22 protein-coding genes and 1 pseudogene are annotated in these 25,909 nt (G+C 66.6%); 10 read left to right on the forward strand and 13 right to left on the reverse strand.

Going from position 1 to position 25,909, the window contains the following annotated elements:
* The first annotated feature begins 54 nt into the window (after positions 1–54).
* Positions 55–516, forward strand: coding sequence for a GNAT family N-acetyltransferase (locus ACEN9N_RS15595; protein WP_413315813.1), 462 nt, complete (start codon positions 55–57; stop codon positions 514–516).
* Positions 517–596: 80 nt separating this feature from the next.
* Entirely contained in the window at positions 597–1,037 is a 441-nt protein-coding gene (locus ACEN9N_RS15600) for a cupin domain-containing protein (protein ID WP_495653935.1), read from the forward strand.
* A 38-nt stretch (positions 1,038–1,075) separates the two neighbouring features.
* Here ACEN9N_RS15600 and ACEN9N_RS15605 read toward each other — a convergent pair whose 3' ends face one another.
* Complete coding sequence (locus tag ACEN9N_RS15605) at positions 1,076–1,417, reverse strand: hypothetical protein (RefSeq protein WP_007835607.1); 342 nt, start codon at positions 1,415–1,417, stop codon at positions 1,076–1,078.
* Between the two features lie 162 nt (positions 1,418–1,579).
* On the opposite strand from ACEN9N_RS15605, the gene ACEN9N_RS15610 reads away from it, so the two are divergent.
* Both ACEN9N_RS15610 and ACEN9N_RS15615 read left to right on the forward strand, forming a co-directional pair.
* On the forward strand, positions 1,580–3,481 hold the full coding sequence (locus tag ACEN9N_RS15610; protein WP_495653936.1) for a GspE/PulE family protein: 1,902 nt from the start codon (positions 1,580–1,582) through the stop codon (positions 3,479–3,481).
* Between the two features lie 46 nt (positions 3,482–3,527).
* Complete coding sequence (locus tag ACEN9N_RS15615; RefSeq protein ID WP_495653937.1) at positions 3,528–4,727, forward strand: amylo-alpha-1,6-glucosidase; 1,200 nt, start codon at positions 3,528–3,530, stop codon at positions 4,725–4,727.
* Between the two features lie 18 nt (positions 4,728–4,745).
* Here the strand turns inward: ACEN9N_RS15615 and ACEN9N_RS15620 are convergent, their stop codons facing one another.
* The 5 genes from ACEN9N_RS15620 to ACEN9N_RS15640 are packed head-to-tail and all read right to left on the reverse strand — an operon-like array spanning position 4,746 to position 9,636.
* Entirely contained in the window at positions 4,746–4,952 is a 207-nt protein-coding gene (locus ACEN9N_RS15620; RefSeq protein WP_413315817.1) for a hypothetical protein, read from the reverse strand.
* Between the two features lie 8 nt (positions 4,953–4,960).
* A complete protein-coding gene (locus ACEN9N_RS15625; RefSeq protein ID WP_495653938.1) occupies positions 4,961–6,307 on the reverse strand; it encodes an adenylosuccinate synthetase in 1,347 nt (448 codons plus the stop codon).
* Positions 6,308–6,314: 7 nt separating this feature from the next.
* On the reverse strand, positions 6,315–7,295 hold the full coding sequence (locus ACEN9N_RS15630; RefSeq protein ID WP_413315819.1) for a VWA domain-containing protein: 981 nt from the start codon (positions 7,293–7,295) through the stop codon (positions 6,315–6,317).
* A gap of 33 nt (positions 7,296–7,328) precedes the next feature.
* Entirely contained in the window at positions 7,329–8,312 is a 984-nt protein-coding gene (locus ACEN9N_RS15635; RefSeq protein WP_007835619.1) for a lipopolysaccharide kinase InaA family protein, read from the reverse strand.
* Between the two features lie 10 nt (positions 8,313–8,322).
* Positions 8,323–9,636, reverse strand: a complete 1,314-nt coding sequence (locus ACEN9N_RS15640) for a hemolysin family protein (RefSeq protein WP_413315820.1) — start codon at positions 9,634–9,636, stop codon at positions 8,323–8,325.
* Between the two features lie 23 nt (positions 9,637–9,659).
* Between ACEN9N_RS15640 and ACEN9N_RS15645 the strand changes: the two genes are divergently transcribed.
* Positions 9,660–10,505 carry a symmetrical bis(5'-nucleosyl)-tetraphosphatase gene (locus tag ACEN9N_RS15645; RefSeq protein WP_495653939.1) on the forward strand — a complete coding sequence of 282 codons (846 nt, stop codon included), beginning with the start codon at positions 9,660–9,662 and terminating at the stop codon, positions 10,503–10,505.
* Positions 10,506–10,527: 22 nt separating this feature from the next.
* Here the strand turns inward: ACEN9N_RS15645 and ACEN9N_RS15650 are convergent, their stop codons facing one another.
* Complete coding sequence (locus ACEN9N_RS15650; protein WP_413315822.1) at positions 10,528–11,244, reverse strand: GNAT family N-acetyltransferase; 717 nt, start codon at positions 11,242–11,244, stop codon at positions 10,528–10,530.
* 94 nt (positions 11,245–11,338) lie between these two features.
* Between ACEN9N_RS15650 and pdxR the strand changes: the two genes are divergently transcribed.
* From pdxR to ACEN9N_RS15675, 5 genes and pseudogenes are all read left to right on the forward strand, one after another.
* A complete protein-coding gene (gene pdxR, locus ACEN9N_RS15655) occupies positions 11,339–12,817 on the forward strand; it encodes a MocR-like pyridoxine biosynthesis transcription factor PdxR (RefSeq protein ID WP_495653940.1) in 1,479 nt (492 codons plus the stop codon).
* A 355-nt stretch (positions 12,818–13,172) separates the two neighbouring features.
* Positions 13,173–14,868, forward strand: a pseudogene (locus ACEN9N_RS15660) (type VI secretion system Vgr family protein); the annotation flags it as partial.
* Between the two features lie 232 nt (positions 14,869–15,100).
* A complete protein-coding gene (locus tag ACEN9N_RS15665) occupies positions 15,101–16,063 on the forward strand; it encodes a DUF4123 domain-containing protein (RefSeq protein ID WP_495653941.1) in 963 nt (320 codons plus the stop codon).
* A gap of 19 nt (positions 16,064–16,082) precedes the next feature.
* Positions 16,083–18,764, forward strand: a complete 2,682-nt coding sequence (locus tag ACEN9N_RS15670; RefSeq protein WP_495653942.1) for a T6SS effector BTH_I2691 family protein — start codon at positions 16,083–16,085, stop codon at positions 18,762–18,764.
* Between the two features lie 10 nt (positions 18,765–18,774).
* Positions 18,775–19,893 (forward strand): hypothetical protein, encoded by a 1,119-nt coding sequence (locus ACEN9N_RS15675; RefSeq protein WP_495653943.1) that lies wholly within the window; start codon positions 18,775–18,777, stop codon positions 19,891–19,893.
* Positions 19,894–19,936: 43 nt separating this feature from the next.
* Here ACEN9N_RS15675 and ACEN9N_RS15680 read toward each other — a convergent pair whose 3' ends face one another.
* The 6 genes from ACEN9N_RS15680 to ACEN9N_RS15705 all read right to left on the reverse strand — a co-directional run bounded on the left by ACEN9N_RS15680 (position 19,937) and on the right by ACEN9N_RS15705 (position 25,896).
* The gene (locus ACEN9N_RS15680) at positions 19,937–20,857 is read right to left on the reverse strand and encodes a helix-turn-helix transcriptional regulator (protein WP_007837300.1); all 921 of its coding nucleotides are present in this window, start codon (positions 20,855–20,857) and stop codon (positions 19,937–19,939) included.
* Between the two features lie 97 nt (positions 20,858–20,954).
* Positions 20,955–21,653 carry a fumarylacetoacetate hydrolase family protein gene (locus ACEN9N_RS15685; RefSeq protein WP_495653944.1) on the reverse strand — a complete coding sequence of 233 codons (699 nt, stop codon included), beginning with the start codon at positions 21,651–21,653 and terminating at the stop codon, positions 20,955–20,957.
* A 216-nt stretch (positions 21,654–21,869) separates the two neighbouring features.
* On the reverse strand, positions 21,870–22,841 hold the full coding sequence (locus tag ACEN9N_RS15690; protein ID WP_495653945.1) for an ABC transporter substrate-binding protein: 972 nt from the start codon (positions 22,839–22,841) through the stop codon (positions 21,870–21,872).
* Between the two features lie 14 nt (positions 22,842–22,855).
* Positions 22,856–23,674: a class II aldolase/adducin family protein gene (locus ACEN9N_RS15695; RefSeq protein ID WP_007837307.1), complete on the reverse strand. Its 819-nt coding sequence runs from the start codon at positions 23,672–23,674 to the stop codon at positions 22,856–22,858.
* A 61-nt stretch (positions 23,675–23,735) separates the two neighbouring features.
* Positions 23,736–24,854 carry an LLM class flavin-dependent oxidoreductase gene (locus ACEN9N_RS15700; protein WP_495653946.1) on the reverse strand — a complete coding sequence of 373 codons (1,119 nt, stop codon included), beginning with the start codon at positions 24,852–24,854 and terminating at the stop codon, positions 23,736–23,738.
* A 31-nt stretch (positions 24,855–24,885) separates the two neighbouring features.
* Positions 24,886–25,896, reverse strand: coding sequence for an ABC transporter substrate-binding protein (locus tag ACEN9N_RS15705; protein ID WP_495653947.1), 1,011 nt, complete (start codon positions 25,894–25,896; stop codon positions 24,886–24,888).
* Positions 25,897–25,909: the final 13 nt, after the last annotated feature.

A 25,909-nucleotide genomic window follows, 5' to 3' on the forward strand; every position in this document is an offset into this window, starting at 1 on the left:
GCGGCACGCGTTGTGTTGCAATCGCATTTTTTCAGAATGCAGGCCACAGACGCGATGAGTACGCCCCTCCAGATCCGCCCTCCGGCGCCCGACGACTACGCGGCATGGAAGCCGCTATGGGACGGCTACAACGCCTTCTACGGACGCGAGGGTGCGACAGCCCTTGCCGACGAGATCACGCAGGCCACCTGGCAGCGCTTCTTCGATGTCTACGAACCGGTGCATGCGCTGGTCGCCGAGCGCGACGGGCAACTGGTCGGGCTCACCCACTACCTGTTCCACCGGAGCACCACGCGGCTTGAGCCGACCTGCTATCTGCAGGACCTGTTCACGCTGCCATCAGAACGCGGCCGTGGCGTGGGCCGCCAGCTGATCCAGGGCGTGTACGAGCGCGCGAAGCACGCGGGCGTACGCCGCGTGTACTGGCAGACCCATGCGACCAACACGGCCGGCCGCACGCTGTACGACAAGGTCGCGACGCACGACGGCTTCATCGTCTACGGCACGCTGGTCTGAGCCTGCGAAAAATAGGCGATTTATCTTTTTCCTGCAACGCCGTAGAGTCAACGCCTGGGCACCAGCGACAGGAGAAACACATGAACCGCGATGAAGTGATCAAGGCAGGCCAGCTCGAAATTCGCTATCTGGTCGATGGCTCCGCGACAGGGAGCATTGGGGTGTTCGAACTCACCCTGCCGCCGGGCGCCAACGTGCCGCCACCGCACAGCCATCGGGACAACGAGGAGTTCTTCTATGTCGTGGAAGGCGCGGTCACCTATTCGGTCGATGCCGAAACGCGCGAGCTGACACCCGGCGAATGGATGTCGACGCCGCGCGGCTCGGTGCACGGCTTTCGCAATGTCGGATCGCAGACGGCGCGCGCGATCGTCGTGCTCTCGCCGGACATCGGCGCGCAGTACTTTCGCGAGGTCGCGGCCGTGGTCAATGCGGGCGGACCGCCCGACAAGGCGAAGCTGGTCGCGGTGATGTCGCGCTACGGGCTGACGCCGGCCCTGCCCGCGCAGCCTGCTGCGTAGGTCCGACAAAACCCTCTGTCGCGCGCGCGGCCCTCCTGTCAGTACCTGAAGGTAATGCCGGCCTTCACGCCGTTGTTGGCCTTGCCGTCCGACTGAACACCGCCCGAGAGCGACAGATTGCCGCCGGTGCTCGCCCCCAGCGAGTAGGTGGGCCGTGGCGTGGAGGTGTCGGTGCCGATGTAGGTGCCGCTGCCGTCCGGCCGCAGCACGCCGAAGCTCGCCCCCTTGACGGTGGCCGAGGTTTCGGTCGGGTTCACGTTGGGGGCCACGTAGACGGTGCCCTTCTCGTCGCTGTCGACGGGCACCTTGACGGGCTCGGCCTGCACCGTTGCGGCGGCAGCGACCAGCACCAGGGTTGTCGCAAGAATCAATTGACGCATCGCCGACATGCTATGCAGGTGGCGGACGGCCCGCGTAGGACAAAAGGAGATTCAGGGTTCGGGCCCCGACATGAGAACTTGCGTACTCACAAGTTGAAGTGATGGCAAGCGCATGAATCCCGCTCTACGATGCAGTGTCCGAAACCAGACAGGAAATCGCCCATGCCCGCCAACGAAGTCGTCATGCCCGAGCAGCTCCTGAGCGCACTCGAAACCCAGAGCCGCACGCCGATCGCACGGATCGGCGAAGCGCTGATTTCGCTGGGCATGATCACCGACGATCAGCTTCGCTCGGGGCTGGCGCGGCAACAGCTCGATCCCACGGTGCCGCTGGGCGAGACGCTGGTGCGCATGGGCATCGTCAGCAAGGGCCAGCTCCAGACCGCGCTGGTGCGCAAGATGGGCTATCCCCTCGTCAACCTGCACCTGTTCCCCGCGGCGGCCGACGCACTGCGCAAGCTGCCGTATTCCGTGGCCCAGCGCCTGCAGGTCATGCCGCTGCGGCTGCACGAGGGGCGCCTCGTGGTTGCGATCGACGACCCGACCAGCCGGCATTCGGCCCTCGACGAGGTGGAGTTCATCGCGCAGATGAAGGTCACCCCGGTGGTCGGGCAATGCATCGACCTCGACAACGTGCTGCACGCAGCCTACGAAAAAATCGGCGAGTCGACGACCGCCGCCCCCGGTGTCTTTTCCTCGAACCTCGATCCCAGCCGGCCCCTCGAATTCGACATGGCCGGCACCAGCGAACTGCTGCAGACGCTCGAGAAGGAAGGCCCCGCCGCGCCCGCCCCCGAGGCTCCCATCGAGCAGTCGGACAACTCCCTGGTGCGGATGATCAACAGCATGATCCTGGAGGCGCACCGCGAGGGCGCTTCGGACATCCACATCGAAAGCTATCCCGGCCAGGAAAAGACCCGCATCCGCTTTCGCCGCGACGGCCTGCTCTACACCTACCTGGAGCTGCCGCCAAGCTACCGTAACGCCATCGTCGCTCGCGTGAAGATCATGTGCGACCTGGACATCAGCGAAAAGCGCAACCCGCAGGACGGCAAGATCAACTTCGCCAAGTACTCGCCGCAGCACCGCATCGAACTGCGCGTGGCGACCATCCCGACCAACAACGGCCTCGAAGACGTGGTGATGCGCATCCTGGCGTCGGCCAAGCCCATTCCCATGGACAAGCTGGGCCTCTCGCCGAACAACCTCGCGGAGTTGACCAGGGCCGTCGAGCGCCCCTACGGCATGGTGCTGTGCGTGGGCCCCACGGGCTCGGGCAAGACCACCACGCTGCACTCGGCGCTGATGCACATCAACACGCCGGAGCGAAAGATCTGGACCGCCGAAGACCCGATCGAAATCACGCAGACCGGACTGCGGCAGGTACAGATCAACCCGCGCATCGAGTGGACCTTTGCAAAGGCGCTGCGGGCGTTCGTGCGCGCCGATCCGGACGTGATCATGGTCGGCGAGATCCGCGACGAGGAAACAGCGAAGACCGCCATCGAGGCTTCGCTGACCGGCCACCTCGTGCTGTCGACGCTGCACACCAACAGCGCGCCCGAAACCGTGACTCGCCTGCTCGACATGGGCATGGACCCGTTCAACTTCGCGGACTCGCTGCTGGCCGTGCTGGCGCAGCGACTGGTGCGCCGCCTTTGCACCCGCTGCACCAGCAGCACGCCCGCAAGCCCGGAGACGGTCGACGAACTGCTGAACGACTACATGCACGCATTCGGCACGCAGCAAAACGACGCGGTCCAGCGCAAGGCGGTGCAGGACGACTGGATGCAGCGCTACGGCCGCGACGGGCACCTGCACAGCTACACCAGCACCGGGTGCAAGCATTGCGGCGACACCGGCTTCAAGGGACGCGTGGGCATCCATGAGCTGATGACAATGTCCAGAACGCTGCGCCGCCTGGTGCAGACCGGCGCACGTGCGGAAGAACTCCAGCAGACGGCGCTGCAGGAAGGCATGCGCACGCTGCGGCAGGACGGCATCGAGAAGGTGCTGGCCGGGCACACCACCATCGAGGAAGTGCGCGCGACCAGCAACGTGTGAGCGAGGCGCGGCGGCCCGGCGTCCCGAGCCTGCGAATGCCCACCCCATGACCACGCGCCCGGCCCCGAACCTCGACGCTTCCGCGCTGGCGCTGATCGATGCCTGCGCGCGGGCCTCGCTCGAACTGCTGGAAGGCAACCTCACGCCGCACGGCATCCTGGCCGCCAGCCGCACCGAGGCCGCCGTGGCGCGGCGCTACACGCGCATCTTCGGCCGCGACGCCGCCATCTGCGTCATGGCCATGTGCGGCAGCGGCGTGCCCGCGCTGGAGCAAGGCGCCGTGGCCAGCCTCGACGCACTCGCGTCGCAGCAGGCGGCCAACGGGCAGATTCCGAAGTACGTCGACCCCGAGGGGCAGGACGCCGACTTCTGGTATCTGGGCTGCATCGACGCCACCCTGTGGTGGCTCATCGCGGCGGACCATGTGCGCAGGCACGGCGATGTAGGCGCCACGCACTGGCGCGCCGAAGTCGAACGCGCGATCCAATGGCTGCTCGCGCAGGAGCACCAGCACTTTCGCCTGCTGCAGCAGAACGAGGCCAGCGACTGGGCCGACATCATGCCGCGCTCGGGCTACGTGCTGTACACCAACGCGCTGTGGTTCGACGTGAAGCGCCGCTTCGCACTCGAACACGCCGAGGAAACGCAGCACCACTTCAACCACCTGTTCAATCCGTTCCAGCGCGACCTGCCCGAGTACCACCGCGCAAGGCTGCTGCGGCACTATGCGCGGCGCGGCCGGCGCGACCCGGGGCTGTACCTGAGCTTCGTCAATTTCGCGGTGGTCGGCGACGAAGGCGATGTGTTCGGCAACGTGCTGGCGATACAGAGCGGGCTGGCCGATGCGGCGATGGCGCAGCGCATCGTGCGGACCATCGATGCGGCGCATGCATCGCAGCCCTACCCGTTGCGCGTGGTGCTGCATCCGCTGTCGCAGCAGCACGAGCTGTGGCGGGCCTACATGGGGCGGCATCGACAGAACATCGTGCACCAGTACCACAACGGGGGAATCTGGCCGTTCGTCGGCGGGTTCTGGGTGATGGCGCTGGCGCGGCAGGGGCTGCACGAGCAGGCGTGGGCCGAGCTTGCGCGGCTGGCACAAGCGAACGCGCAGGAAGACTGGCGGTTCACGGAGTGGTTCCATGGGCGCACGCTCGCGCCGATGGGAATGGCGGGGCAGAGCTGGAATGCGGCCGCGTTCCTGCTGGCGCAGCGGGCGTTGATGGGGGACGGGGTGGCCTGGTGAATGAGGGCGGCCGGCCCGTCAGGCCGCCCACACCCCCGGCGCGCAGGCGATGCTCACCGTGACGACGGGCGGATACAGATGCCCGGCCGCCGCGCCCGCCGCCATGCGTTCGCACGCGCCGAAGAAGCGGTACCACGCCGGCCCGCCGAAGATGATGCAGATGTGCAGCAGCGCGGCAATGGCGCTCGATGCGGCGCCGACGATCAGGGGAATGTTGTAGCTCACGAAGTCTCTCAAGGAAGATGCTTGCGGTCGCGCACGGTTTCGCGCGTCGGGCCGAAAGCGCCGAAGCGCACGGGCAAGCCGCTCGATGCCTCGGCGTACGCCACCCATGCATGCGGGCTTGCGACGGCGTGCGGCTCATAGATCGGCTCGGCGCCTTGCAGCAGTCGGGTCAATGCGTGCTGATGGCCGAGATCGCGCACGCCGCCGAGCGGTAGCGACGCGAAGCGGCCCGCCTCCGCCGTGCGGTAACCGGCGCACCAGCGCAGCCCCGCGCCGTCGACCGCATCGAGGTGGCTCACCACCAGCCCGTCGAGCGTGCCTGCCGCATCCAGCGCGTACCGCAGCAGCACCGCATCGGGGTGGCCCCTGCGGAACACGCCCTGCCAGCCTTCGTTCGCGTTGTGCGGCTCGCGCAACCGCGCATCGAGTGCCCGGTCGTGCGTGGGCAGCGGTCCCGGGCCATGGCGTGTGAGATAGCTGCGCAGAACACCCAGGTGCTGCACGGGCGCGTCGATGCCCACGTCGCGCAGCACGGCCTCGACCGCCGTCGTCGAGATGGTGCTCCACGTGGTGTGCGGATGGAACCCGCGCCACTCGTCCAGCAGCACGCCCTGCGCGCCCTCGAAGACCACGGCGCCGGGCCGCGCAAGGCGCTCGGCGATGCGGTCCGCCCCCGCAGGCGGCGACTGGGCCAGGCACGGCGCGGCGGCATCGAGCCATCGCCGTGCGAGCGAGTCGTCCTGGAGCACCGACAGTTCCCGCGCGCCATCGGCATGCAAGGGCGCCGCGTGCGCGAACTCGCGAAGCAGCGCAGCGCGGGAGGCTTCCAGTTTTTCCAAGGCAAGGGCCGGCTGCGACAGGTCGCCGTAGTGCAGCGCCTCGTCGGGTGCGGCGAGCGCATGCCGCACCGTTTCGCCGACACCCACGCCGCAGCTGCCGTGCGCCCCCTCCCCCCGCGCCCATTCGCGCAAACGGCCTGCCGCCTGATGAAAGGGCGTGGTCACGCGGCAGCGCGCATCGATCAGCAGGCGCGAGAACGCGTCCTCCACGCCCACCCGCCGCAATGCCGCTTCCTCGACGCGCAGCGCCGTCGGGTGCACCACCACCGGACTCGCAAGCACGGTGCCCACGCCCGCATGAAAACTGCCGGCGCCGAACTGCGAAAAGGTGTGATGCCGCCCATCCGCCAGCACCACGTTGTGCCCGGCCTGCGCGCCGCCGTTGAAGCGCACGACAGTGTGGGCCTGCAGCGCGCCGCACAGGTGGTCTGTGAAGAGCCCCTTGCCGCAGTCCCCGAAGCCGAGGCCGAGCAGTGAGATGTAGCGCGTGGCTGTCGCTGCGGTGCCGGAGCTCACTCGGTCATCAGCCGAAGAGCCGCTTCCACCACGAGGAGCGCGGGCCTGCCGCGCTCATGGCCACGGCCGGCGGCGCGCGGCGCGGCGCAGTCGGGTCGAGCAGCGCGGCATAGCCGTCGAGCGCGTGCAGCACCCCGCCGACGCGTTCCCGTGCCATGCCGGTGCCGCCCATCACGCCGGCCAGCGCCTCGAGGCTGGGCACGGCCTTCTCGGTGAGGGCGACGATGCCGGCGGCCACGGCACAGGCGTCGTCCGGCGAGTCCATGCAGATGACGTGATCGCCCAGCAGCTCGCGCCAGCGCGGCTCGCAGCGGCGGCGGCGCTGGGCGTCGGGAATCAGGAAGAACAGGTTCGTCGTTTCGGCCGCGGCGGCGATGACTTCCTCGATGGGAATGTCCTCGTCGAGCTTCTCGCCGATGAGGCCTTCGATCTGGTGGCGCGAGACGGCGGGGTACGGCAGTTCGTCGCCGGTGACGAACAGGTAGCCGCGCTTCTTGCGCTTGACCCAGCAGTCCATGTCGGTGTGCTGGGCCATGACGTAGAAGGCGAGCTCGTAGCTCTCTTCCCCCGAACCGCCGCCACCGCCTTCGAGATAGCTCCAGGTGAGCCACTGGTCCATCAGGTTGGCGGTCGATTCGAACTGGCCGACCTGCAGCGGTGCGTGGTCGGAGGTGGCGTCGCCGATGGCCATGAACATGAGCTGCGGGTCTGCCACGCCGCAGTCGGTCAGCAGCTTCATGAAGGTGGGCAGCTCCTTGCGCGCCAGCGTCTGCGGAATATCGCCCATGGAGCCCGTGACGTCGAGCGCGAAAACGATGCCCAGCGAGTTCGGATGGTCGGCGTTGTCGCGCGACTCGCGCACCTTCAGCCCTTGCGGGTTCATCAGCGGATGGGTGGAGCGCTGGGTGAAGACCTCGGCGCCCGGCTTGGCGGCGCGGTCGGCAATGAGCGCCGTGTGGGCGGCATGCGAGTAGTTTCCGTAGCCCATGAAGTGACTCCTAGCTTGGTGCGTATGTGCGGTTCAGGCGCCGGTACGGTGGGGAGGCGCGGGATCGAAATGAACGAACTGCGGCGCGCCGAAGGCTTCGCGCGACGCGGCGGAGAGCGCCTGCTCGATGCCCTGCGCGCCAAGGCGCTGGCAGGCGGCACTGTCTTCACTGCACTGGCGCAGCAAGGCCACGAGCGGTGCAGGTGTGTGAGCGCCGAAACCTGGCTCGCCGGCCGCACCGCCGTGCAACACGGCGCGCACGGTCCAGGCGGCTTGCATCAGGTCGCGTGCGGCGGCGGCGTTGTGGACCGTGCCGGTGGCATGTTGCGCGCGCGACCAGCCGATGACGAGCACGCCATGGTCGCGCGGATGCACGAGCGCATGCGCGGGCGACAGGTCGCGGTGCGTCCAGCCGGCACCGTGCACGAAGGCCAGCACTTCGAGCATGCGGCGCCAGATCCACACTGCGTGGCGCGGATCGATGCCTTGGGCGTTGGCCTGCTGCACGTCTTGCAGGCTGCCCCAGAAGCCTGCCGGGTGGCGCAGCACCAGCGCCTGGCGGGCGCCGTCGCCCAGGCCTTCGGCAATGCCCACGCCCAGCGGCTGCGGCAGGCGGCGGGTGAAATAGGCAGCACCCTGCACCGGCAGGTCTTGCAGCGACTGGAGCACCGCGCCTTCACGCACCAGCACGCTGTTGGCGGCGCTGTCTCGCGCGAGCTTGAGCGTGACGCGCTCGGGCAACGCACCGAGGCGTTCGGCGAACAGCACTTCGCTGTGCTCCCCGGTGGCCAGCGGTGCGAGCACGCGGTAGCGCGCGCCGCGCCATGTGAGGATGCGGCCGCCGGGCACGTCGGCATTGGCCCGGCGCAGCGCGGCGCGGAAGCTCTCGCGCTCGATGGTTTCAGTGCCTCGGGTGACGGTGGTGCCGCAGTAACTGCAGTTGACGGTACGCCAGCGGGCAGCGCGCGGCAACGGCGCGGAGCATTGGGGGCAGCTGAGAGCGAGCAGAGACAGCATGGCCCCCGCCTCAATCTTCCTTGGACGGCGCCGTCGGGTCGGGCGACGCCAGCACCCGGTCGATGCGGCGGCCTTCGAGCGCGACGATATCGAAGCACCAGCCGGCGCAGTCGATGCGCTCGCCCACCTCGGGCAGGTGGCCCGACACGGACATCAGCAAGCCGGCCACGGTGTTGTAGCGCCCGCGCTCTTCATCGGGCAATTCGCGGATGCCCAGGCGCGCGCGCAGCTCCGACACGGGCATGAGGCCGTCGAGCTCCCACACGCCGTCGGCCCGCTCGCGCGCCCAGGCGTCGGTCTGCATGCCGGGCTGCAGTTCGCCGGTGATAGCTTCGAGCAGGTCGCGCGGGGTCATGAGGCCCTGGACCACGCCGTACTCGTCGACCACGAACACGAGGCGGCCGGCGCGGGCGCGGAACTGCTCCAGCAGCTCCATGCCGGTGAGGGTCTCGGGCACGAACACGGCGGGCGTCGCCTCCTGGCCCAGCACGCCGCGATGCGCGGAGCCCAGGCGCAGCAGTTGCGCCACGCTGACGACGCCAACCACGTCGTCGAGCGAGTTGCGGCACACGGGGTACCAGGAATGCACGAGGTTGAGCTCGGCCGCGTCGGCGACCTGCTGCAGTGCCCGCTCCACGGTGAACGAAGCATCGAGCCATTCGATGTCGGCGCGCGGGATCATCAGCGACGACAGGCGCCTGTCGTCGAGGTGGAACACATTGCGCACCATCTGGTGCTCGTGCTGCTCGATGACGCCGGCGTCCACGCCTTCTTCGAGGCTGGCCGAGATTTCTTCCTCGGTGACAGAACGGGCCGCGTTGGCGTCGATGCGCAGCAGCTTCAGCATGGTGGCCGTGGCGCCCGCCAGCAGCCACACGAAAGGCTTGGCGCCCTTGGCCAGTCCGCGCATGGGGCGCGACACCCATCGCGCCACGGGCTCGGGATAGAGTTGGCCGATGCGCTTGGGCACCAGTTCGCCGAAGATGATGGTGAAGAAAGTGATGCAGGTGACGACCACCGCGGTGGACGCGACGCTGGCGGTGCCGCGCCCCATGCCGACGCCTTCCATCCAGACCGCGAGCGGCTCGGCAAAGGCGGCCTCGCCGACGATGCCGCTGAGCATGCCGATCGAGGTGATGCCGATCTGCACCGTCGAGAGGAATTGCGTGGGTGACTCCATCAGCTTCAGCGCGGCCACCGCGCCGGTGTCTCCCGTTTCGGCCAGTGCCGCGAGACGTGCGCGCCGGCTGGTGGAAAGGGCCATTTCGGACATTGCGAACAACGCGTTGAGCGTGGTCAACAAGGCCAGGAGGAAGACATCCATGAACTGAGGGAGAAAATGAGGGAATGTCACTTTACTTGATTGGCGACCTGCAAGGCTGCGACGCCCCCTTCGGTCGGCTGCTGCAGAAGATCGATTTCTCCCCCAGCCGCGACACCATCGTGCTGCTGGGCGACCTGGTCAACCGGGGCCCCGATTCGCTCGCGGTGCTGCGCCGCGTGCAGGGCTGCGGCGCCTCGGCGCTGAGCCTGCTCGGCAACCACGACCTGCACCTGCTGGGCGTGGCGCACGGCGCGCGCAAGGCCGGCCGCAAGGACACGCTGGCCGAAGTGCTGGCCGCGCCCGACAGCGAGGCGCTGCTCGAATGGGTGCGCCTGCAGCACATGGCGCTGCACATGCGCATTGGCGACGGCGACCTGCTGATGCTGCATGCGGGCGTCCTGCCGCAGTGGACGGTGGGCGACACGCTGGCGCTGGCGTCCGAGGTCGAGTCGGTGCTGCGCGGGCCGGCGCTGGGCGAGTTCCTGATGTCGATGTACGGCAACGAGCCGGCGCAATGGCACGACACGCTCACGGGCAGCGCGCGGCTGCGCGCCATCGTCAATGCGCTGACGCGGCTGCGCTTCTGCACACCTGAAGGCGTGATGGAGTTCGAGGCCAAAGACAGCGCGGCCACCCCGCCCGAAGGCTACATGCCGTGGTTCGACGTGCCCGGGCGCAAGACGGCCAGGGCCACGGTCGCCTGCGGCCACTGGTCGACGCTGGGCTGGCTGTCGCGGCCCGACCTGCTCTCGATCGACACCGGCTGCGTGTGGGGCGGCTGCCTGAGCGCGGTGCGCATCGGCGCGACGCTGGACGAGCGAGAGCTGATCCAGGTCGAGTGCGAGCAGTCGCAGAAGCCGGGCAAATAGATTCCGGCCCGGCGCGACTCACTCAGGAAGAAGGCAGCCGGAACTTGTCGAGCGACATGCGCTGCCGGCCCTGCGCGTCGAAGTTGCCGGGCGCCAGCCAGCGCTCGAACGCGGTGCGCACCGCGGGCCACTCGCCGTCGATGATCGAGAACCACGCGGTGTCGCGGCTGCGGCCCTTGTAGACCACGGCCTGGCGGAACAGGCCCTCGTACTTGAAGCCCAGCCGAAGCGCCGCGCGCTTCGATGGCTCGTTGAAGTTGTCGCATTTCCACTCGTAGCGGCGGTAGCCGAGTTCGTCGAAGGCGAGCTTCATCAGCAGGTACTGCGCTTCGGTGGACATCGGCGTGTTCTTCAGCAGCGGCGAAAAATTGACGGTCCCCACTTCGATGGCCCCGTTGGCCGGGTCGATGCGCATCAGCGCCAGCGAGCCCACGGCGCGGCCGCTTTGCCTGTCGATGACGGCGAAGTGCAGCGGGTCGGTGCTCTTCGCGATGCGCTCGATGTAGGCGCGGGTGCCTTCCGCTTCGGCGGGGCGCTCGACGCCGAGGTAGGTCCAGTCGCGCCCATCGGGGGCCTGCGCGTAGGCGGCGTGCAGATCGTCGGCGTGCTTCGAGGCATCGATCGGTTCGAGCCTGCAGAAACGGCCTTCGACCACACGGCGCGGCGGCTGGGCGCGCGGCGTCCATTCGGGAAGATCGGGACCGATGGACTGGCCGAACTTGTTTTGGCGGGCTGACATGAAAGGCTCTTTCGGAAAAAAGGAAAAACTGGGCGGGAGCACGTAAAGTACGCGCAACGTGGCTCCAGCGTAAGTGCCACGTTGGATTCATTTCATGGTGCCACGACCTACCCTCTCTCCCACTGCCCTGCTCGAGTCCTCCCTCTTAAGGGACCGCGGCGCAGGCTCGATGCAGCACCAGCTGCACGACCGGCTCAAGCGCGCCATCCTCGACGGCAGCCTGGTCGCCGGCAGCCGCCTGCCGGGCTCGCGCGCCCTGGCCGAGGCGCTGGCCGTATCCCGCAACACCGTCACCGCGACCTACGAGCATCTGGCGGCCGAGGGCTATGTGCAGCCCGACCGGCAGGGCACGCGCGTGACCGAACTCTCGTCCTCCGTCCTGCCGAAGCGCACGGGCAAGCCGACCGGCGCACCAGCCACCGCGCTGCGTCTCGCGAAGATCAAGCCAGGCACGTCGCGCGGCGAGATGGAGGCGGCGCTGCGCCCCGGTGTGCCCGCGTTGTCGCACTTTCCGTCGGCCCCATGGCGGCGCGCGCTCGACCGGGCGATCCGCGGCGCCGGATCGGCCGCGCTGGGCTACGGCGATCCGCTGGGCGAATCGCCGCTGCGCGCGGCCATCGCGCGGCATCTGTCGGTGGCGCGCGGCGTGCGCTGCGAGCCGCAACATGTCGTCATCGCCGAAGGCGCGCAGGAGGCCATCTCGCTGTGCGTGCGGCTGCTGGCCAACCCGGGCGAGACCGGCTGGGTCGAAGACCCGGGCTACCGCGGCGTGAAGGCCGCCATGCATGCGGGCGACATGCGCATCGTGCCGGTGCGGGTCGACGCCGAAGGCCTGTGCGTGACCGAACGCGACTGGCAAAAGCACCCGCCCCGGCTGATCTACACCACGCCCTCGCACCAGTACCCGGGCGGCTCGGTGCTGAGCATCGCGCGCCGGCTCGCGCTGATCGCGCAAGCCCGCCAGCACGGCGCGTGGATCATCGAGGACGACTACGACAGCGAGTTCCGCCACACGGGCGAGCCCATCGGTGCGATGCAGGGGCTGGTGGACGACGCGCCCGTGCTCTACGTCGGCACCTTCAGCAAGACGATGTTTCCGTCACTGCGGCTGGGCTTTCTCGTGCTGCCCGCGCAGCTGCTGCCAGTCGTGCAGGCACCGCTGGAAGAAATGCTGCGCGGCGGGCATCGCTACGAGCAGCTGGCCATGGCCGACTTCATCGAGAGCGGGCAGTTCAGCCGGCACCTGGGCCGCATGCGGCGGCTGTACCGCGACCGGCAGCAGGCGCTGCGGCTTGCGCTGCAGAAGTATTTCAAGGTGCCGCACGAGATCGACGGCGGCTACTGCGGGTTGCACCTGACGGTGCGGTTGCCCGCGCGCTTCGATGACCGCCGGATCGCGGCCGAGGCGCTGCGACATGGCATCGCGCCGTTTCCGCTGTCGGGATTTGCGATGCGGCCGACACCATCGGACAACGGGTTGGTACTGGGTTACGGGAACACGCCCATGGAACTGTTCGAGCCGCTGGTCAAACGCTTGTCACAGTTCGCGCGCGCAGCGGCATCGCAGGATTAGCCAGCATCACACGGCTCAAGAGTCCTTTCGTTCAAAACAAGAAGGGGCTTGGAGCCCATTGACTACATCCGTCGTAAGCAAGCGTGGATTTGGCATGTCAACTTGTTGGCATACCTGCAACAAGAATCCCTACGCCAAAAGGCAAGACCTGCGCGTTGCCGAACATTGGAATCACATAATTGCAATCGCTTGAAGCGTCCTGTCGCAGTGCACGATGACGCATCGAGAGCTGGCCATTCGCTCTCAAGGCAAGCAGCAATCAATAACGACAGCAGGGAGAGTGCGTGACTCACGCCATTGCGACAACATTCGTCGCGTCCCCGGTGATCTTGCCGATCCCGTGGAGACGCCATCCGTGAAGCGCCGCGTCACGATCCAGACGCCCTTGGGCGAGGCACTGCAATTCCATCGCCTCGTCGGTCGAGAGACGCTCAGCCAGGCTTACGTTTTTGAAATCGATCTGCTGGGCAGCAGCAACGCCATCGATCCCAAGACCCTGCTGGGCAAGGCCGCCACCGTCGCGATGGAAACCGAGAGCGGCGCCCTGCGCCACCTTGCCGGCATCGTCACGCGCTTCGGCCTTTCGCAGCAAGACGCGCGACAGTCCTTCTACAAGATGCGGCTGCGTCCCTGGCTCTGGCTCGCCACCCGCCGAAGCGACTTCCGCATCTTCCAGGACCAGACCGTTCCGGACATCCTTGCCGCGGTGCTCGGGCGCTACGGCCACCCGCTCGAGCAGAAGCTCAGCCGCAGCTACCGCACCTGGAACTACTGCGTTCAGTACCACGAGAGCGACTTCGATTTTGTCTCGCGCCTGTGCGAGCACGAAGGCATCTATTTCTTCTTCCGGCATGCAGCCGAGCAGCACGTGCTGGTCTTCGCCGACGACATCGCCAGCTCGCACGGCCCCCTGCCTGGCGGCGAGACCGTGCGCTACCACCCCCACGAACACTCGGGCATGACGGGAGGCCTGGAGCCCGGCGAGCGCATTCATGCATGGGAGCAGGCCGAAGAGATTCGCTCCGGCCACCACTACACCGACGACTACGACTTCGAAAAGCCGAGGGCCGACCTGGCGAGCCGCCAGCAAATGCCGCCCGGCCATGACCACGACAGCCATGAAGCCTACGAGTGGCCGGGTGGCTTCATCCAGCACGGCGACGGCGAGGACTACGCGCGCCTCCGCACGGAGGAGCAACTGAGCGAACGCCGCCGGGCCAGGGGCCGCTCCAACCTGCGCGAACTGGCGCCGGGCCACACCTTCCGCCTCGCCGGCCACCCGCGCGACGACCAGAACCGGCAGTACCTGCTGCTCGGTGTCGGCTATCACCTGCAAGAGACCATCCAGGCCAGTGAAGGACAGAACGGCGCCGAGGGCTCCGTGCAGCGCTTCACCTTCGATGCCCAGCCCACGAGCTTCGCCTGGCGCCCGCGGCGCACGACACCCAAGCCGTGGACCGAGGGACCGCAGACGGCGAAGGTGGTCGGCCCGGCCGGCGAAGAAATCTGGACCGACCGATACGGCCGCATCAAGGTCCAGTTCCACTGGGACCGCATCGGCGAGGACAACGAGCACGCCAGCTGCTGGGTACGCGTGTCGACGGCCTGGGCGGGTTCGACCTTCGGCATGGCCGCGCTGCCACGCATCGGGCAGGAGGTCATCGTCGACTTCCTCAATGGCGATCCGGACTGCCCCATCGTCACCGGGCGTGTGCACAACGCCGACGAGATGCCGGCCTGGCAGCTACCCGATCAGAAGCACCTTTCGGGCATCCGCAGCCGGGAACTGGGCGGCGGCCGCAGCAACCATCTCGCACTCGATGATTCGAGCGGCAAGGTCCAGGCCCAGCTCAAGAGCGACCATCAAAGCTCCAGCCTGAGCCTGGGGCACATCGCGCGCATCGAGGACGTGGCAGGCCGCAAGGACGACCGGGGCCAGGGCTTCGAACTGCGCACCGACGGGCACGGCGCGGTGCGCGCCGCGAACGGCCTGCTGCTGAGCACCGAGGCTCGCGCGAACGCCCAGGCCCACGTCGCGGACATGCGCGAGAACGCACAGCCTGGTCGGGCCTGCCAGCCTGCCGGTCAAGCCGCACAGCGAATCGGACTGCAAGCTCAGGGAAAACGGCGCGGCCAACGAAGGCGCGGGCTCATTGGCACGTTGACCCGATGGCGCTTCCCGACAACACACCTTCGGACCCACGCTGCGTTGCGCTGGTCCGGCAACTGCGATCGGCCTTCAACGCATCGGCTCGAGTGCTCGACGCTGCCGGAGGGCGCCCCTTGCGCGCCTATCTCGTGCTCGAGAACTGGCACGCCGGCGCATTGACCGGCGCCCTCGAAGAACACTACCCCGGCATGGCCGAGGAACGCGTGGCCGTGCCCGACCGCCACTTCAAGCACCGCGAAGAGGACGCGCCCTGCCTACTTCAGTTGCCGGAGCATTGGGCCGATTCGTCCCCGCAACCGGCGCTCGCACGCCTGGTCGCCAACGATCTGCCCGGATGGCTCGCGCAAGCCTGGGTGCAGGCCGAACAGCGCCAGATGCGGCAACCGCTGTGCGGCGTCCTCTTCAGCGAATTTATCGCCGTGGCCATTGCCGATCATTGGGCGGTGCTGGGCGATCAGCTGTCGCCTGCTGATGGCAGCGCGCGCCTCTTGCGCTATCAGGACCCGCGCGTGCTGCAGCGCGCATGGCCCGTGCTGTCCGACGCGCAGCGGCAACGGTGGCTCGGCCCCGTGCGGCGCTGGTGGACGCTGGAGCAGCCCTGGGGACCATGGTCCTTGGCCGACTTGGTGCAGCAGGACGTCCTGGCCACCTCTCGCGAGCCCGAGTGGTTCCAGGCATCCGCCAGGCCCGACGGCAACGCCGAAGTGCTGTCGTCGTCATCCGTCGGCCGCCTGGGTTTCGACCTGCCCCAATGGCAGGCTGCGCATTCCGCGCCGGCGGGCCATCGCGTTTGGGCGCGCCTTGCGGGCAATGGCGTGCCCGTCGACCGGCAACCCGGCGGCGCCGCAATGAGCCGCCTGCTGGCCCAAGGCCAGAGCCTCGGCCTGAGCGACGACAACCTGGAAGATTTCGTCGACCTCACCTGGCGAGCACATCCGACCCAAGGCGCGAACCGAGAGGCCTTCTGGCAGTCGCCAAGCGAAGCCGCCCTGCTCGCCCGGATCCTGGACGCGTTGCGCCGCCGGCCGGACCTGCGTTTTGGCACCGCATACGCCGATGCGGTTTCTGCGACATAAGAAAAGAAAGAAAGCCCCGATGCCCTGCGCCACACCTTGCAAGAACTGCGACCGCAAGGGCCTGCCCATTCTGTTTGTCCGCTATGCGGCGGCTTACAGCGCGCAGACCAAAGGCATGAATGCCCTCAAGCAACTGCAACCCATGGGCCAATTGCAGGCCCAACCCGGAGGCGTCGCCATGCAGGCCGCGCTGTACAACGTGCGCCTGCTGCGCGCAGGCTACTTGTATGTACGCATCGAGCGCAAAGGTCTCGCCCCCGAGTGGCAGGGCTACGTCGTGCACCCGCATGGCTACCTGGGTGAGTTTCCGGTGGCTCTGCCGCAGGCGGCAGAGTCTCACCCGGCATGCGAGATGGAGTTCCGTGGAGCCAACAGCTCGATGGTGTGGGTGAGCGATGCAAAGAACGTCACCAAGCTCGACTACATGTTCAATCCCGACCCGATCGACTACGAACACCTGAAGAAGGAGATCGAGCCGAACCTGGACAAGTACACACAAGGCTTCGACGTTGCGGGATGGGCAGGCGGTAACACGAGCCAAAAGGACACGCTGCAGCCCGGACAACTCAACGGGCAGGTGGTGGAGTTCAGCGCGCTGAGCACGCCATCCGTGCGCGACGCCATCGAGCCGCAGATGTATGGGCTGATGGGAAGCAATGCGCAGGAGCGTGGTTGGGGCGACTATGACGAACAGGTTGAGGTGCAAAGTCCAGGCTATGACGTGATGGGAAACGCTACCGGCGTCACGGAGATCAGCACCGACACGAGGAGGCGCATCGGTCCAAGCTATGACAAAGCCCATGGAGCTCGCCTGGAGCGTATGCGCACTTTCCTGTTGAAGAACAAGGGGGCGGTGGTGGCATGCGACGATGCCGTGGGCATTGCCCAGGAGCTTGGGCACTTGCAAACAGAAGCTCAAACGCCCTACAGCCATTGGCAGATCGAGCAAGCCGGCGGGTTTTCCAAGGGCGTGACCAAGGAATGGGTTCTTCAAACGGCAGTGAGCGCCAAGAGCCTGCGAGACCTCGTCAAGAAAGGCGCGTTTCAAACGATTGGCAGCGGCTACGAAGAATCCAAGAGCTTCCGTGCGCCGTTGCCCAACGATCCTCAGGCACGCGCCCTGGAGCTTGCTGCACGAAATGCCAGCAGAGAGCGAAACAGAGCGCAGCAGGAAACGACCGCCACTCAAAAAATAGACGCGCAATTCATGCGGCTGTTCGATGAATCGACGGCCAAAAGCTTTATCGATACCGTTCACAAGCCAGCGCATGACAAGGTCCAAGCCTCGCGCTCCAAGCTTGGAGAGGATCAGGGCCGCTGGCTGGGCAGCTCATCTCTCTTCAATGTGATGGGTCGCTACAGTGGCAAGGACGCTCGCGTAGATCGCCCCGGTGGTGGAGCAAACCTGAGTCTTCAACTGGCCCAATGCCTGGCAGGCACCGAAAGCAATGACTGGGGCCGCAAGTGGCTGGAGCAGTTGGATCTCTGGGGTGACAACGCCCTCTCTCGCACGCTGTGCTTCAACAACTTGGCGTACCTGGCGTCGCTCCGACCCGCGGTGGAAGAGGAAGGACAGGCCGGGCAAACGACGGCGTTGCCAGCGCCGGACCCCAGCGTTCGATTGCTGGAAAGCCTGGCAGTCAAGCTCAAACTGCTCGCTGGGCGCGTCGGCCTTGGCGACAAGGCCCTTGCATTCATGAGTGAGTTTCCCGCCCTCGGAGAAAGCGGCAGGTTGCGCAAACTGGCGTGGCCCGCGCATGTCATGACACTGATGAGTGTGAAGATGGTCGCGGGCCTTTCCGCATTGCCTGTGACCCGCAAGGAAGCGCAGTTGGTCCGCTATATGGCGTTGACCGGCATCACCACGCTAGGGCGAACGGTGGAGAATGAAGCCGAGCGTTTGCAGTTGCGCGCCAATGACGTAAGGCGCGCACAGATGCTGGGGCGTGCCGAGAAGTTGACCAAGCTTTCCACTGCTCAGAAGGGCAAGGCCGGCGAAGCGGCGATGGATCGAGCGAAAGGTGCAGCGCCTGGTTCACGCGCAGCGATGCTGGCCGGTGTCTTTGACTTCGGAACCAGCTTGTTGAAGGGTGGACAACTTATCGTCAACCCTGATGGGCGCACCGCGGTGGAAATGGCGGGCAACGTCTTGCAAAGTATCGGCTCGATTGCAGACTGGCGCGCCAAAGCGTACGAAGAGACGATCTTCAAGGGCATCAAAGGCGCCAACGTATACAAGGAGAAGGTCTTGGAGATCGGTTTGGACACGTTGAATGTCGCGCAGCTGAGGAATCTGCAAAAAATGGCATTCAAGTTCTTGCTGCCCGCGGCGATGGTTTCTGTTTGGTTTGATGGCGTCGATGCACGAATTTCTGACCGACGGGGACAGGGAGGGTTAAGAAATGCGCAGATTGCGAGCGTCTTGGGAACGGCATTCACTATTGCGAGCACCGCAGTGGTTGCCTTTGATATCTCGATCATGGGGCTGGCGGCGGCAAGTCTCGGAGCAGTGCTAGGTCTGATTGGTGCTGCGTTGGTTGTCGCTTCTGTCGTTGCAATTTCTCTTCTCAAGGAAGATGAATGGGTCAACTGGTTGACGGATTGCCCATTGAACAAGAAGAAAATCCCGATTCACACCAATCTACAAGAAACGCTACAGAAACTCTCCAACGTGCAAGCTGAATTGCAATCGGTCCACTAGGAATTCCAGGATGTTCCCAAATGAGCATGTCTATCAGCGTGCGCGCCAACGCTCAATCGATGAGGGCCGCAGGTGCGTGCAGGCCGACGGTAGCAAGAGACTGTTGAAGCCCGTTGAGCGTGTCGAACGCAGTGGTGCGCCCCTACCAGCAGGACGAAGCATCTATGCGCAGAACGAAACTTACCTAGAGTTGTGCAACTCAGGGTGGGAGCGGCAATGGAAAGCAGGCATCGGAACGGTATTTGTTCTGCTCCCGTGCCTGTTGATTTTCTGGGGGTTCTATGGCTTTTCCCTTCATCCTATCGCTTTTGATCATGTGCTGCTGTTTTGGGGTGCCAGCGAAAATACGGCCACTTCAGCCGATCTATGGTTCGGCTGGCTGCTGCTTTTCCCCTTGTCCCTCGGCTGCTGCATCCTGTTGTGGCTGTGGTTCGACGTCATGGGCGTGCGCACGTGCTTCTTCACCTATGCACGAGGCCGCATTCGCTTCAATCGGGTGACGCGCAAGGTCTATCTGCTGAGGCCACGAGGTTGTGGTGGCAACGCCGTGTTCGACTGGGACCGCCTGCGCGCCATCGTCGACATGGACGGCTATGACCTGCTGGCCAGAAAGAATGGTGCGCCCAGCAAGGCTGCTTACTACTCGCTCATCCTCTACCACCCACCGCTTGATGCAGCCGACCCGCTTGCCAAGGGCGAAGACGCCGTCTTCGTTGGCCCCACACTGCCCATGCAGCAGGAGGCGGCCCCCCTGTGGGAGTACATCCGCTGCTACATGGAATACGGTCCTGGCCAGGAAGGCATCCCCGAACGGATAGAGCAGCAACACACTACCTATTGCGGCAAACCCAGTTCCAGTCAGTACAAGCTGGAGCAACGCCCAGGGGTGATGGAAACCGCTTATCACATGCTCAGTCAAGTCACCTGCTCGTGGCCGGCATTTCCAAAGGAATGGCAAAGCGATTCGGGCATCGGCGAACCTGAAGACAAGCCGGTGCAAACGGGCGCCGTGATGACGGCGCTCGTTTATCGGGCCCAAGGCAAGCTGAGCAAGGCCGATGAGATCGAGTTCTTGCAGCGATGGGGAACGGCCGAAGCGGTACAGGAAGCAATGCCAAACAGGAAGTGAAGCAACTGCGAGCAGTTGCACATAGGCACGTCCTCGGTGCGAATCACCCTCGCTTGCTCACCACATGCTCCCGCCGAAAGTTGCGCGGCGTACTCCCCACCCACTGACGAAAGCGCCGGTTGAAATACGCCTCGTCGGTAAACCCGCACTGGTGCGCAATCTCCCGCACCAGCAGCGAGGTGGAGGACAGCAATTCTTTCGCCCGCTCGATGCGCCGCTCGGTAACCAGGTCGGTGAATGTGCGATCGGTTTCCTTGCGCAGCAGGTTGGCGAGGTAGTTGGGCGAGAGAAACGCAGCGGCCGCGGCATCGGTCAGCGACAGTGGCTTGTCGAGGTTGTCGCGCACGTAGCGCACCACGCGTTGCAACGCGTCCCGCTGCGAGGTTTTCCCGTTGTGCTGCAGCGAAAGGCGCATCAGCGCCTGCTCCTGCCGCATGCAGGCCAGGGCGATGATCTGCTGCACGATGCCACGCATCGCGATCTTGGCACCGAAGCTGCGGCCCGCGTTCAGCGCGTGCAGCTCGTCGAGCCAGCCGCGCACGCGGGCGAAGTCGGCCTCGTCGAAGGCGAAGTCGACGTACTCCTGGAACAGGAAGGGCGCGAGATCGGGGTAGCGCGCGAGCGACACGTCGTCGAGGTCGAGCGCGTCGACCTCGAGTTCGGGCCACAGGAAGCGCTGGTCGAAGTTGACGATGCAGTACAGCGCATCGGGCGGATGCGGAATCACGTGCACCCGGTACGGCAGCACGAAGCTCAGGTGGCGCGGGCCGAAGGGGCGCACCTCGCCGCCGATGGCCTGCTGCGAGCTGCCCTCGATGCCGATCTGGATCTGGAAGTACGCGTGCCGGTGCGGCAGCGTGAGCTCGTTGCGCGCACCCTGGAAGCGGATGTCGAAGTCGAGGTGGTCGGCACGCTCGTGCATGCCGTAGGTGCGGACGGACGTGGGGGGAGGAGAGGTGCGCATCGGAGAACGGGCGGGTCGGCAGGCGTCTGCCCGCGAGGGTACGCCAACTCGCGGCCCGGAAGGCCGGCCCGGCTCGATGCGCGGGCCGTCCTCAAGCTCAGACGACCGCGACTTCCAGCGCGCCCACGCCCGCCACCGTGCCGCGCATGCGGTCGCCCCGCTGCACGGCGGCGACGCCGGCCGGGGTGCCCGTGAAGATCAGGTCTCCGGGCTGCAGCGTGAACAGTGTCGACAGGTAGGCGATGGTGTCGGGCACGTTCCAGATCATGTCGGCAAGGTCGCCGACCTGGCGTTGCGTGCCGTTCACTTCGAGGCGGATCTCGCCCGTCGCGGGGTGACCGGCCTTGGCCACGGGCACGAGTTCGCCGCAGGGCGCGGAGCCGTCGAAGGCCTTGCCGGTGTCCCAGGGGCGGCCCATTTTCTTGGCCTCGCCCTGCAGGTCGCGGCGGGTCATGTCGAGGCCGACGGCGTAGCCATATACATGGCCGAGTGCGGCCGAGGCGGCGATGTTCGACCCGCCGGTCTTGAGCGCGACCACGAGTTCGATCTCGTGGTGCACGTCGTTGGACAGCGGCGGATAGGCGAACTCGCCGCCGTCGGCCACGATGGCGCTGGCCGGCTTCATGAAAAAGAACGGCGGTTCGCGGTCGGGGTTGTGGCCCATCTCGCGGGCGTGCTCGGAGTAGTTGCGGCCCACGCAGAAGATGCGGTTGACCGGGAAGCGCGCGCGTTCGCCCTGGATGGGCAGCGAATGAACGGGCGCGGGGGGAATGGCGTAAAGAGTGTCGGTAGTCATTCGACGACTCTAGCCATCACCGCCCTGCGCCTTGGGGACGTATCTATGCGAGTCTTGGACTCAGCTACGGTTTCATCTCGGTTTTTTCCGGGGTGCGTGCACAGGCCACCGGGTGCTCCCCGCAGCGAAATAAAGGAGGAGGCCGCAGGCCGGGGGACATTCGCGGAGCAAGGTACCCCGTCGGCGTGACCGCGCCCTGAACAGCTGCACGAATTGCTACCCAGCCGCACCGAACCCCGTATCGAAGGTACCCTTCACGTCGAGCGGCTGCTTGATAAGCCCGACCTGCCAGTAAAAGTCCGCCGTGCCCTGCTGGTCGGCGATGACCTGCGCGTCGATGGCCACCCACTTCTGCTGGCGGCGTTCGAACTGCAGCTTCGCCGCCTCGGGCGGAATGCCGATGATGCGCGCCAGCGCGGCCGAGTAGGCGTCGACGTTGCGGTACGACCAGAGCTGCGCCTTCACCACGCGCTGCAGAAAGTCCTGCAGCACGGGCCGCTTCGACGCGATGGCGCTGTCGGTGGCCGCGAGATAGCTGAGCCCCGGCAGCAGGCCGCGCCCGCTGACGAGCACGCGCGCATGATGGCTGACCTCGGCCAATGCGGTGTACGGCTCCCACGTGGCCCAGGCGTCGACCGAGCCCTGCGTCAGTGCGAGCTTGGCGTCGGCGGGCGCGAGGAACCGGATGTTCACGTCCTCGGGCTTGAGGCCGGCCGAGGTGATGGCCTTCAGCGTGACGTAGTGGCCGATGGAGCCGCGGTTCGTCGCGATGCTCTTGCCCTTGAGGTCGGCGGCGGTCTTCAGCGGTGAGTCGGGCCGCACCAGCACGGCCGTGCCGTAGGAGTCGGAGCGGTTCGCGCCTATGGCCTTGACGCGCGTGCCCGCCGCCAGCGCGAAGATCAGCGGCGCGTCGCCGATGGGGCCCGAATCGACCGCAGCGGCATTGAGTGCTTCGGCCAACGGCGCCGCGGCCGGGAACTCCGACCACTGGATGTCGTAACCGAGGCCTTCGAGCCCGCCCGCCGCTTCGAGCAGCGCGCGCAGGCCGCCCTTCTGGTCGCCGGCCTTGAGCACCGGACGACCCTGTGCGGCAACCGCTCCCGGCAGAGCGACAGCGGCGGCAATCGATGCCCCCTGGACGAGAAACCGGCGGCGGGAACCGCGGACAATGGATGTGCTGAAGTTCATGGCATTGCCCGTCGTCACAGCAGGAGTTCGGGCTCGGCTTCGAGCAGGCCTTCGTAAAGGCTGTCGAAGGAATGGATCGCACCGTCGGGTCCGCCGATCTGGCTGTGCGTGTGGCGCGCGGTTTCTTCGTCGATGGGCTGCGGCTTGCCGGCGGCTTCGGCGAGCAGTTGCGTGTGGCAGGCGTTGTCGAGCGCGATGTACCACCACGCAGCGGCTTCCACCGTAGGCCCGGCCGTCAGGATGCCGTGGTTCCTGAGGATGGCCCCCTTGCGGTCGCCCAGCGCCTGGGCGATGCGGTCGCCCTCGCTGGTGTCGACCACCATGCCGGTGAAATCGTCGAACAGCGCCACGTCATCGTGGAACACGCAGCTGTCCTGCGTGAGGGTGTCGAGCTTGCGGCCCAGCGTGGACCAGGCCTTGCCGTAGGTCGAATGCGTGTGGGCAGCCGCAACGATCTTCGGGTTGTGCTCGTGGATCGCGGCGTGGATGGCAAAGGCGGCCTTGTTGAGCGGCCTGTCGCCAATGACGGTCTCGCCCTTCGAATTGACGAGCAGCAGGTCGGACACCTTGATGCGCGAGAAATGAACGCCGAGCGGGTTGACCCAGAAGTGGTCGCTCAGCTCGGGGTCGCGCGCGGTGATGTGGCCGGCCAGGCCCTGCGCAAAGCCGAAGCGCGCGAACAGGCGGAAGGCGCCAGCCAGGCGCTCCTGCCGATGGCGGCGCTCGGCCTGGACGGTGGGGCGCGCAGGGATGGGGTCGAACCAGTATTTCTGCTGCGGGTTCGGGTTGAGCTTCAGCGACGCGTGGCGGTCGATGGAAAGAACGGCACTCATGGGGAGATTCCTTGGTATTCGGTTTTGCTCCCTCCCCCAGAGGGGGAGAGAGAAAGAAGGGTCAGGCGGCCTTGCGGGCGGAAGCCAAGCGCTGCGCCACCAACTCCCGCGTGCGCGGAATCAGCTCGCGCCCATAGTCCAGCGCGTCCTCCAGCGGATCGAAGCCGCGGATCAGGAAGGTCGTCACGCCCAGGTCGTAGTAGTCGAGCAGCGCATCAGCCACCTGCTCCGGCGTGCCGACCAGCGCGGTGCTGTTCGAGCGGCCGCCGATCTCCTGTGCCACTGCGGTCCATAGCCGCTTGTCGAGCCGCGAGCCTTTCTCGGCCGCGGCCAGCAGGCGCTTCGCGCCTTCGCTCTGCTGCGGACCGCCTCGGTTGTAGCCCTGCACCACGCGCAGGCGCTTGGTCTCCGCGAGGATGTTCTCCGCGCGCGCCCACGCGGCCTCTTCGGTCTGCGCCAGGATCGGACGGAACGACACCGAGAAGCGCACGCCGCGCCCATGCTTCGCCGCCTCGGCGCGCACGCGCGTGGTGAGCTCGCGCGCCTGGTCGAGCGACTCGCCCCACAGCGCGTACACGTCGGCGTACTTGCCCGCGACCGGAATCGCGGCCTCGGAAGCCCCGCCGAAATACACCGGCACATGCGGCTTGCCGCTGCGCGTCTGCACCGGCTTGACTTCGGAGAAGGCGTTCTGGAAGCGGTAGTGCGCGCCCTCGTGATCGAAGGGCTTGTCGGCCGTCCATACCTTGTGCAGCACCTCGAGGTATTCGTCGGTGCGGGCGTAGCGCTGGTCGTGATCGAGCCAGTCGCCGTCGCGGCGCTGTTCCTCGTCGGAGCCGCCCGAGATGTAGTGCACGCCAAGCCGGCCACCGCTGAACTGGTCGAGCGAGGCAAACTGCCGCGCGGCCAGCGTGGGCGCGACGAAGCCGGGGCGGTGCGCGAGCATGAAGTGGATGCGTTCGGTGACCGAGGCGGCGTAAGCCACCGTGAGCGTGGCGTCGGGGCTGGTCGAGTGGTGCGGCACGAGCACGCGGTCGAAGCCGGCCTTCTCGTGGGCCTGCGCGAAGGCGCGCACGTAGTCGCGGTCGAGCGACGGTCCCTTGGCGGCGTGGATCTCCGAGACCTTCTGGCCCTGGATCATGCCGATGAACTCGACGCCGTCCTGGTGTTGCTGGCTCATGGTTCTTGTCCTCGTGAATGGAAAGTGGATGTCAGGCGGCGGGCAGGCGCAGCACGCTCTCGAAGCTGCGGTCCCACAGCGGTTTGACGTCGGCCGGACCGTCGAGCACGCCGATCTTCAGGAAGGTGTCGGCCACGTCCTGGTGGCTGCGCACGACCGCATCGCTGACGGGGCCGAGGCTGTACTCACCGCTGCGGCGGTTGAAGAGCTCGACGATGTCGCCCACGGGCACGCGCGTTTCGGCCGACTGCGCGCGGGCGTAGGCCAGGAAGTTGCCGTTGATCCACGCGAACGAGCGTTGCAGTCGCTGCAGCAGGTCGCCCAGCGCGGCACGGTGCAATGCATCGTCGAGCGCGCGCGGATTGGCGTAGATGGGGAAGTTGCCCGAGAGATACCCCACGCCGGTCTTGATGACCCGCGCGCCGTACTGCGTGCGTGCCAACTGGCCGTTGTAGCCATAGATGGCCCAGGCATCGAGGTCACCGCGCGCGAAGGCCGAGAGGCCGTCCGACGGCGTGAGACTCACGGCCTGGATGTCGCTGAACGACAGGCCCGCTTCGGCCAGTTGCCTGGCGAGGTAGTAGTGCGAAGTGGTGGCGCGCACGTAGCCTACGCGCTTGCCCTTGAAGTCGGCGATGCTGCGGATGGGTGCATCCTTGCGCGCCAGCGTGGCCTGGTTGTTCAGGTCTTCGTGCGTCACGGCCACCAGCTTCACGCTGGACTTCTGCCGCGCCGCGAACACCGGCGGAATCTCGCTGCCCGAGCCCAGGTCGAGTGCATCGCCGTTGATGGCCTCGATGTGCAGCACGCCGTTGTTGAGCTCGCGCCAATCGATCTTGTAGGGCGTGTCGGCCTGGCCCGAAGCGGTGAGCAGCGGCCGCCAGAGGCCCTTGTAGGTGCCCACGCGCAGCGTGACGCCCGACAGGTCGCGCGACGGCGACGCAGCCTGGGCCAGGCCCGCTGCTCCGGCGGTTGCAGCCGTGCCCCACGCGGCGGCGGCTTGCAGCAGGCGGCGCCGGTCGAAAAGGAAGTCTGTTTTCATCCACCGAACCGTA

The sequence above is a fragment of the Variovorax sp. Varisp46 genome (assembly GCF_059491885.1).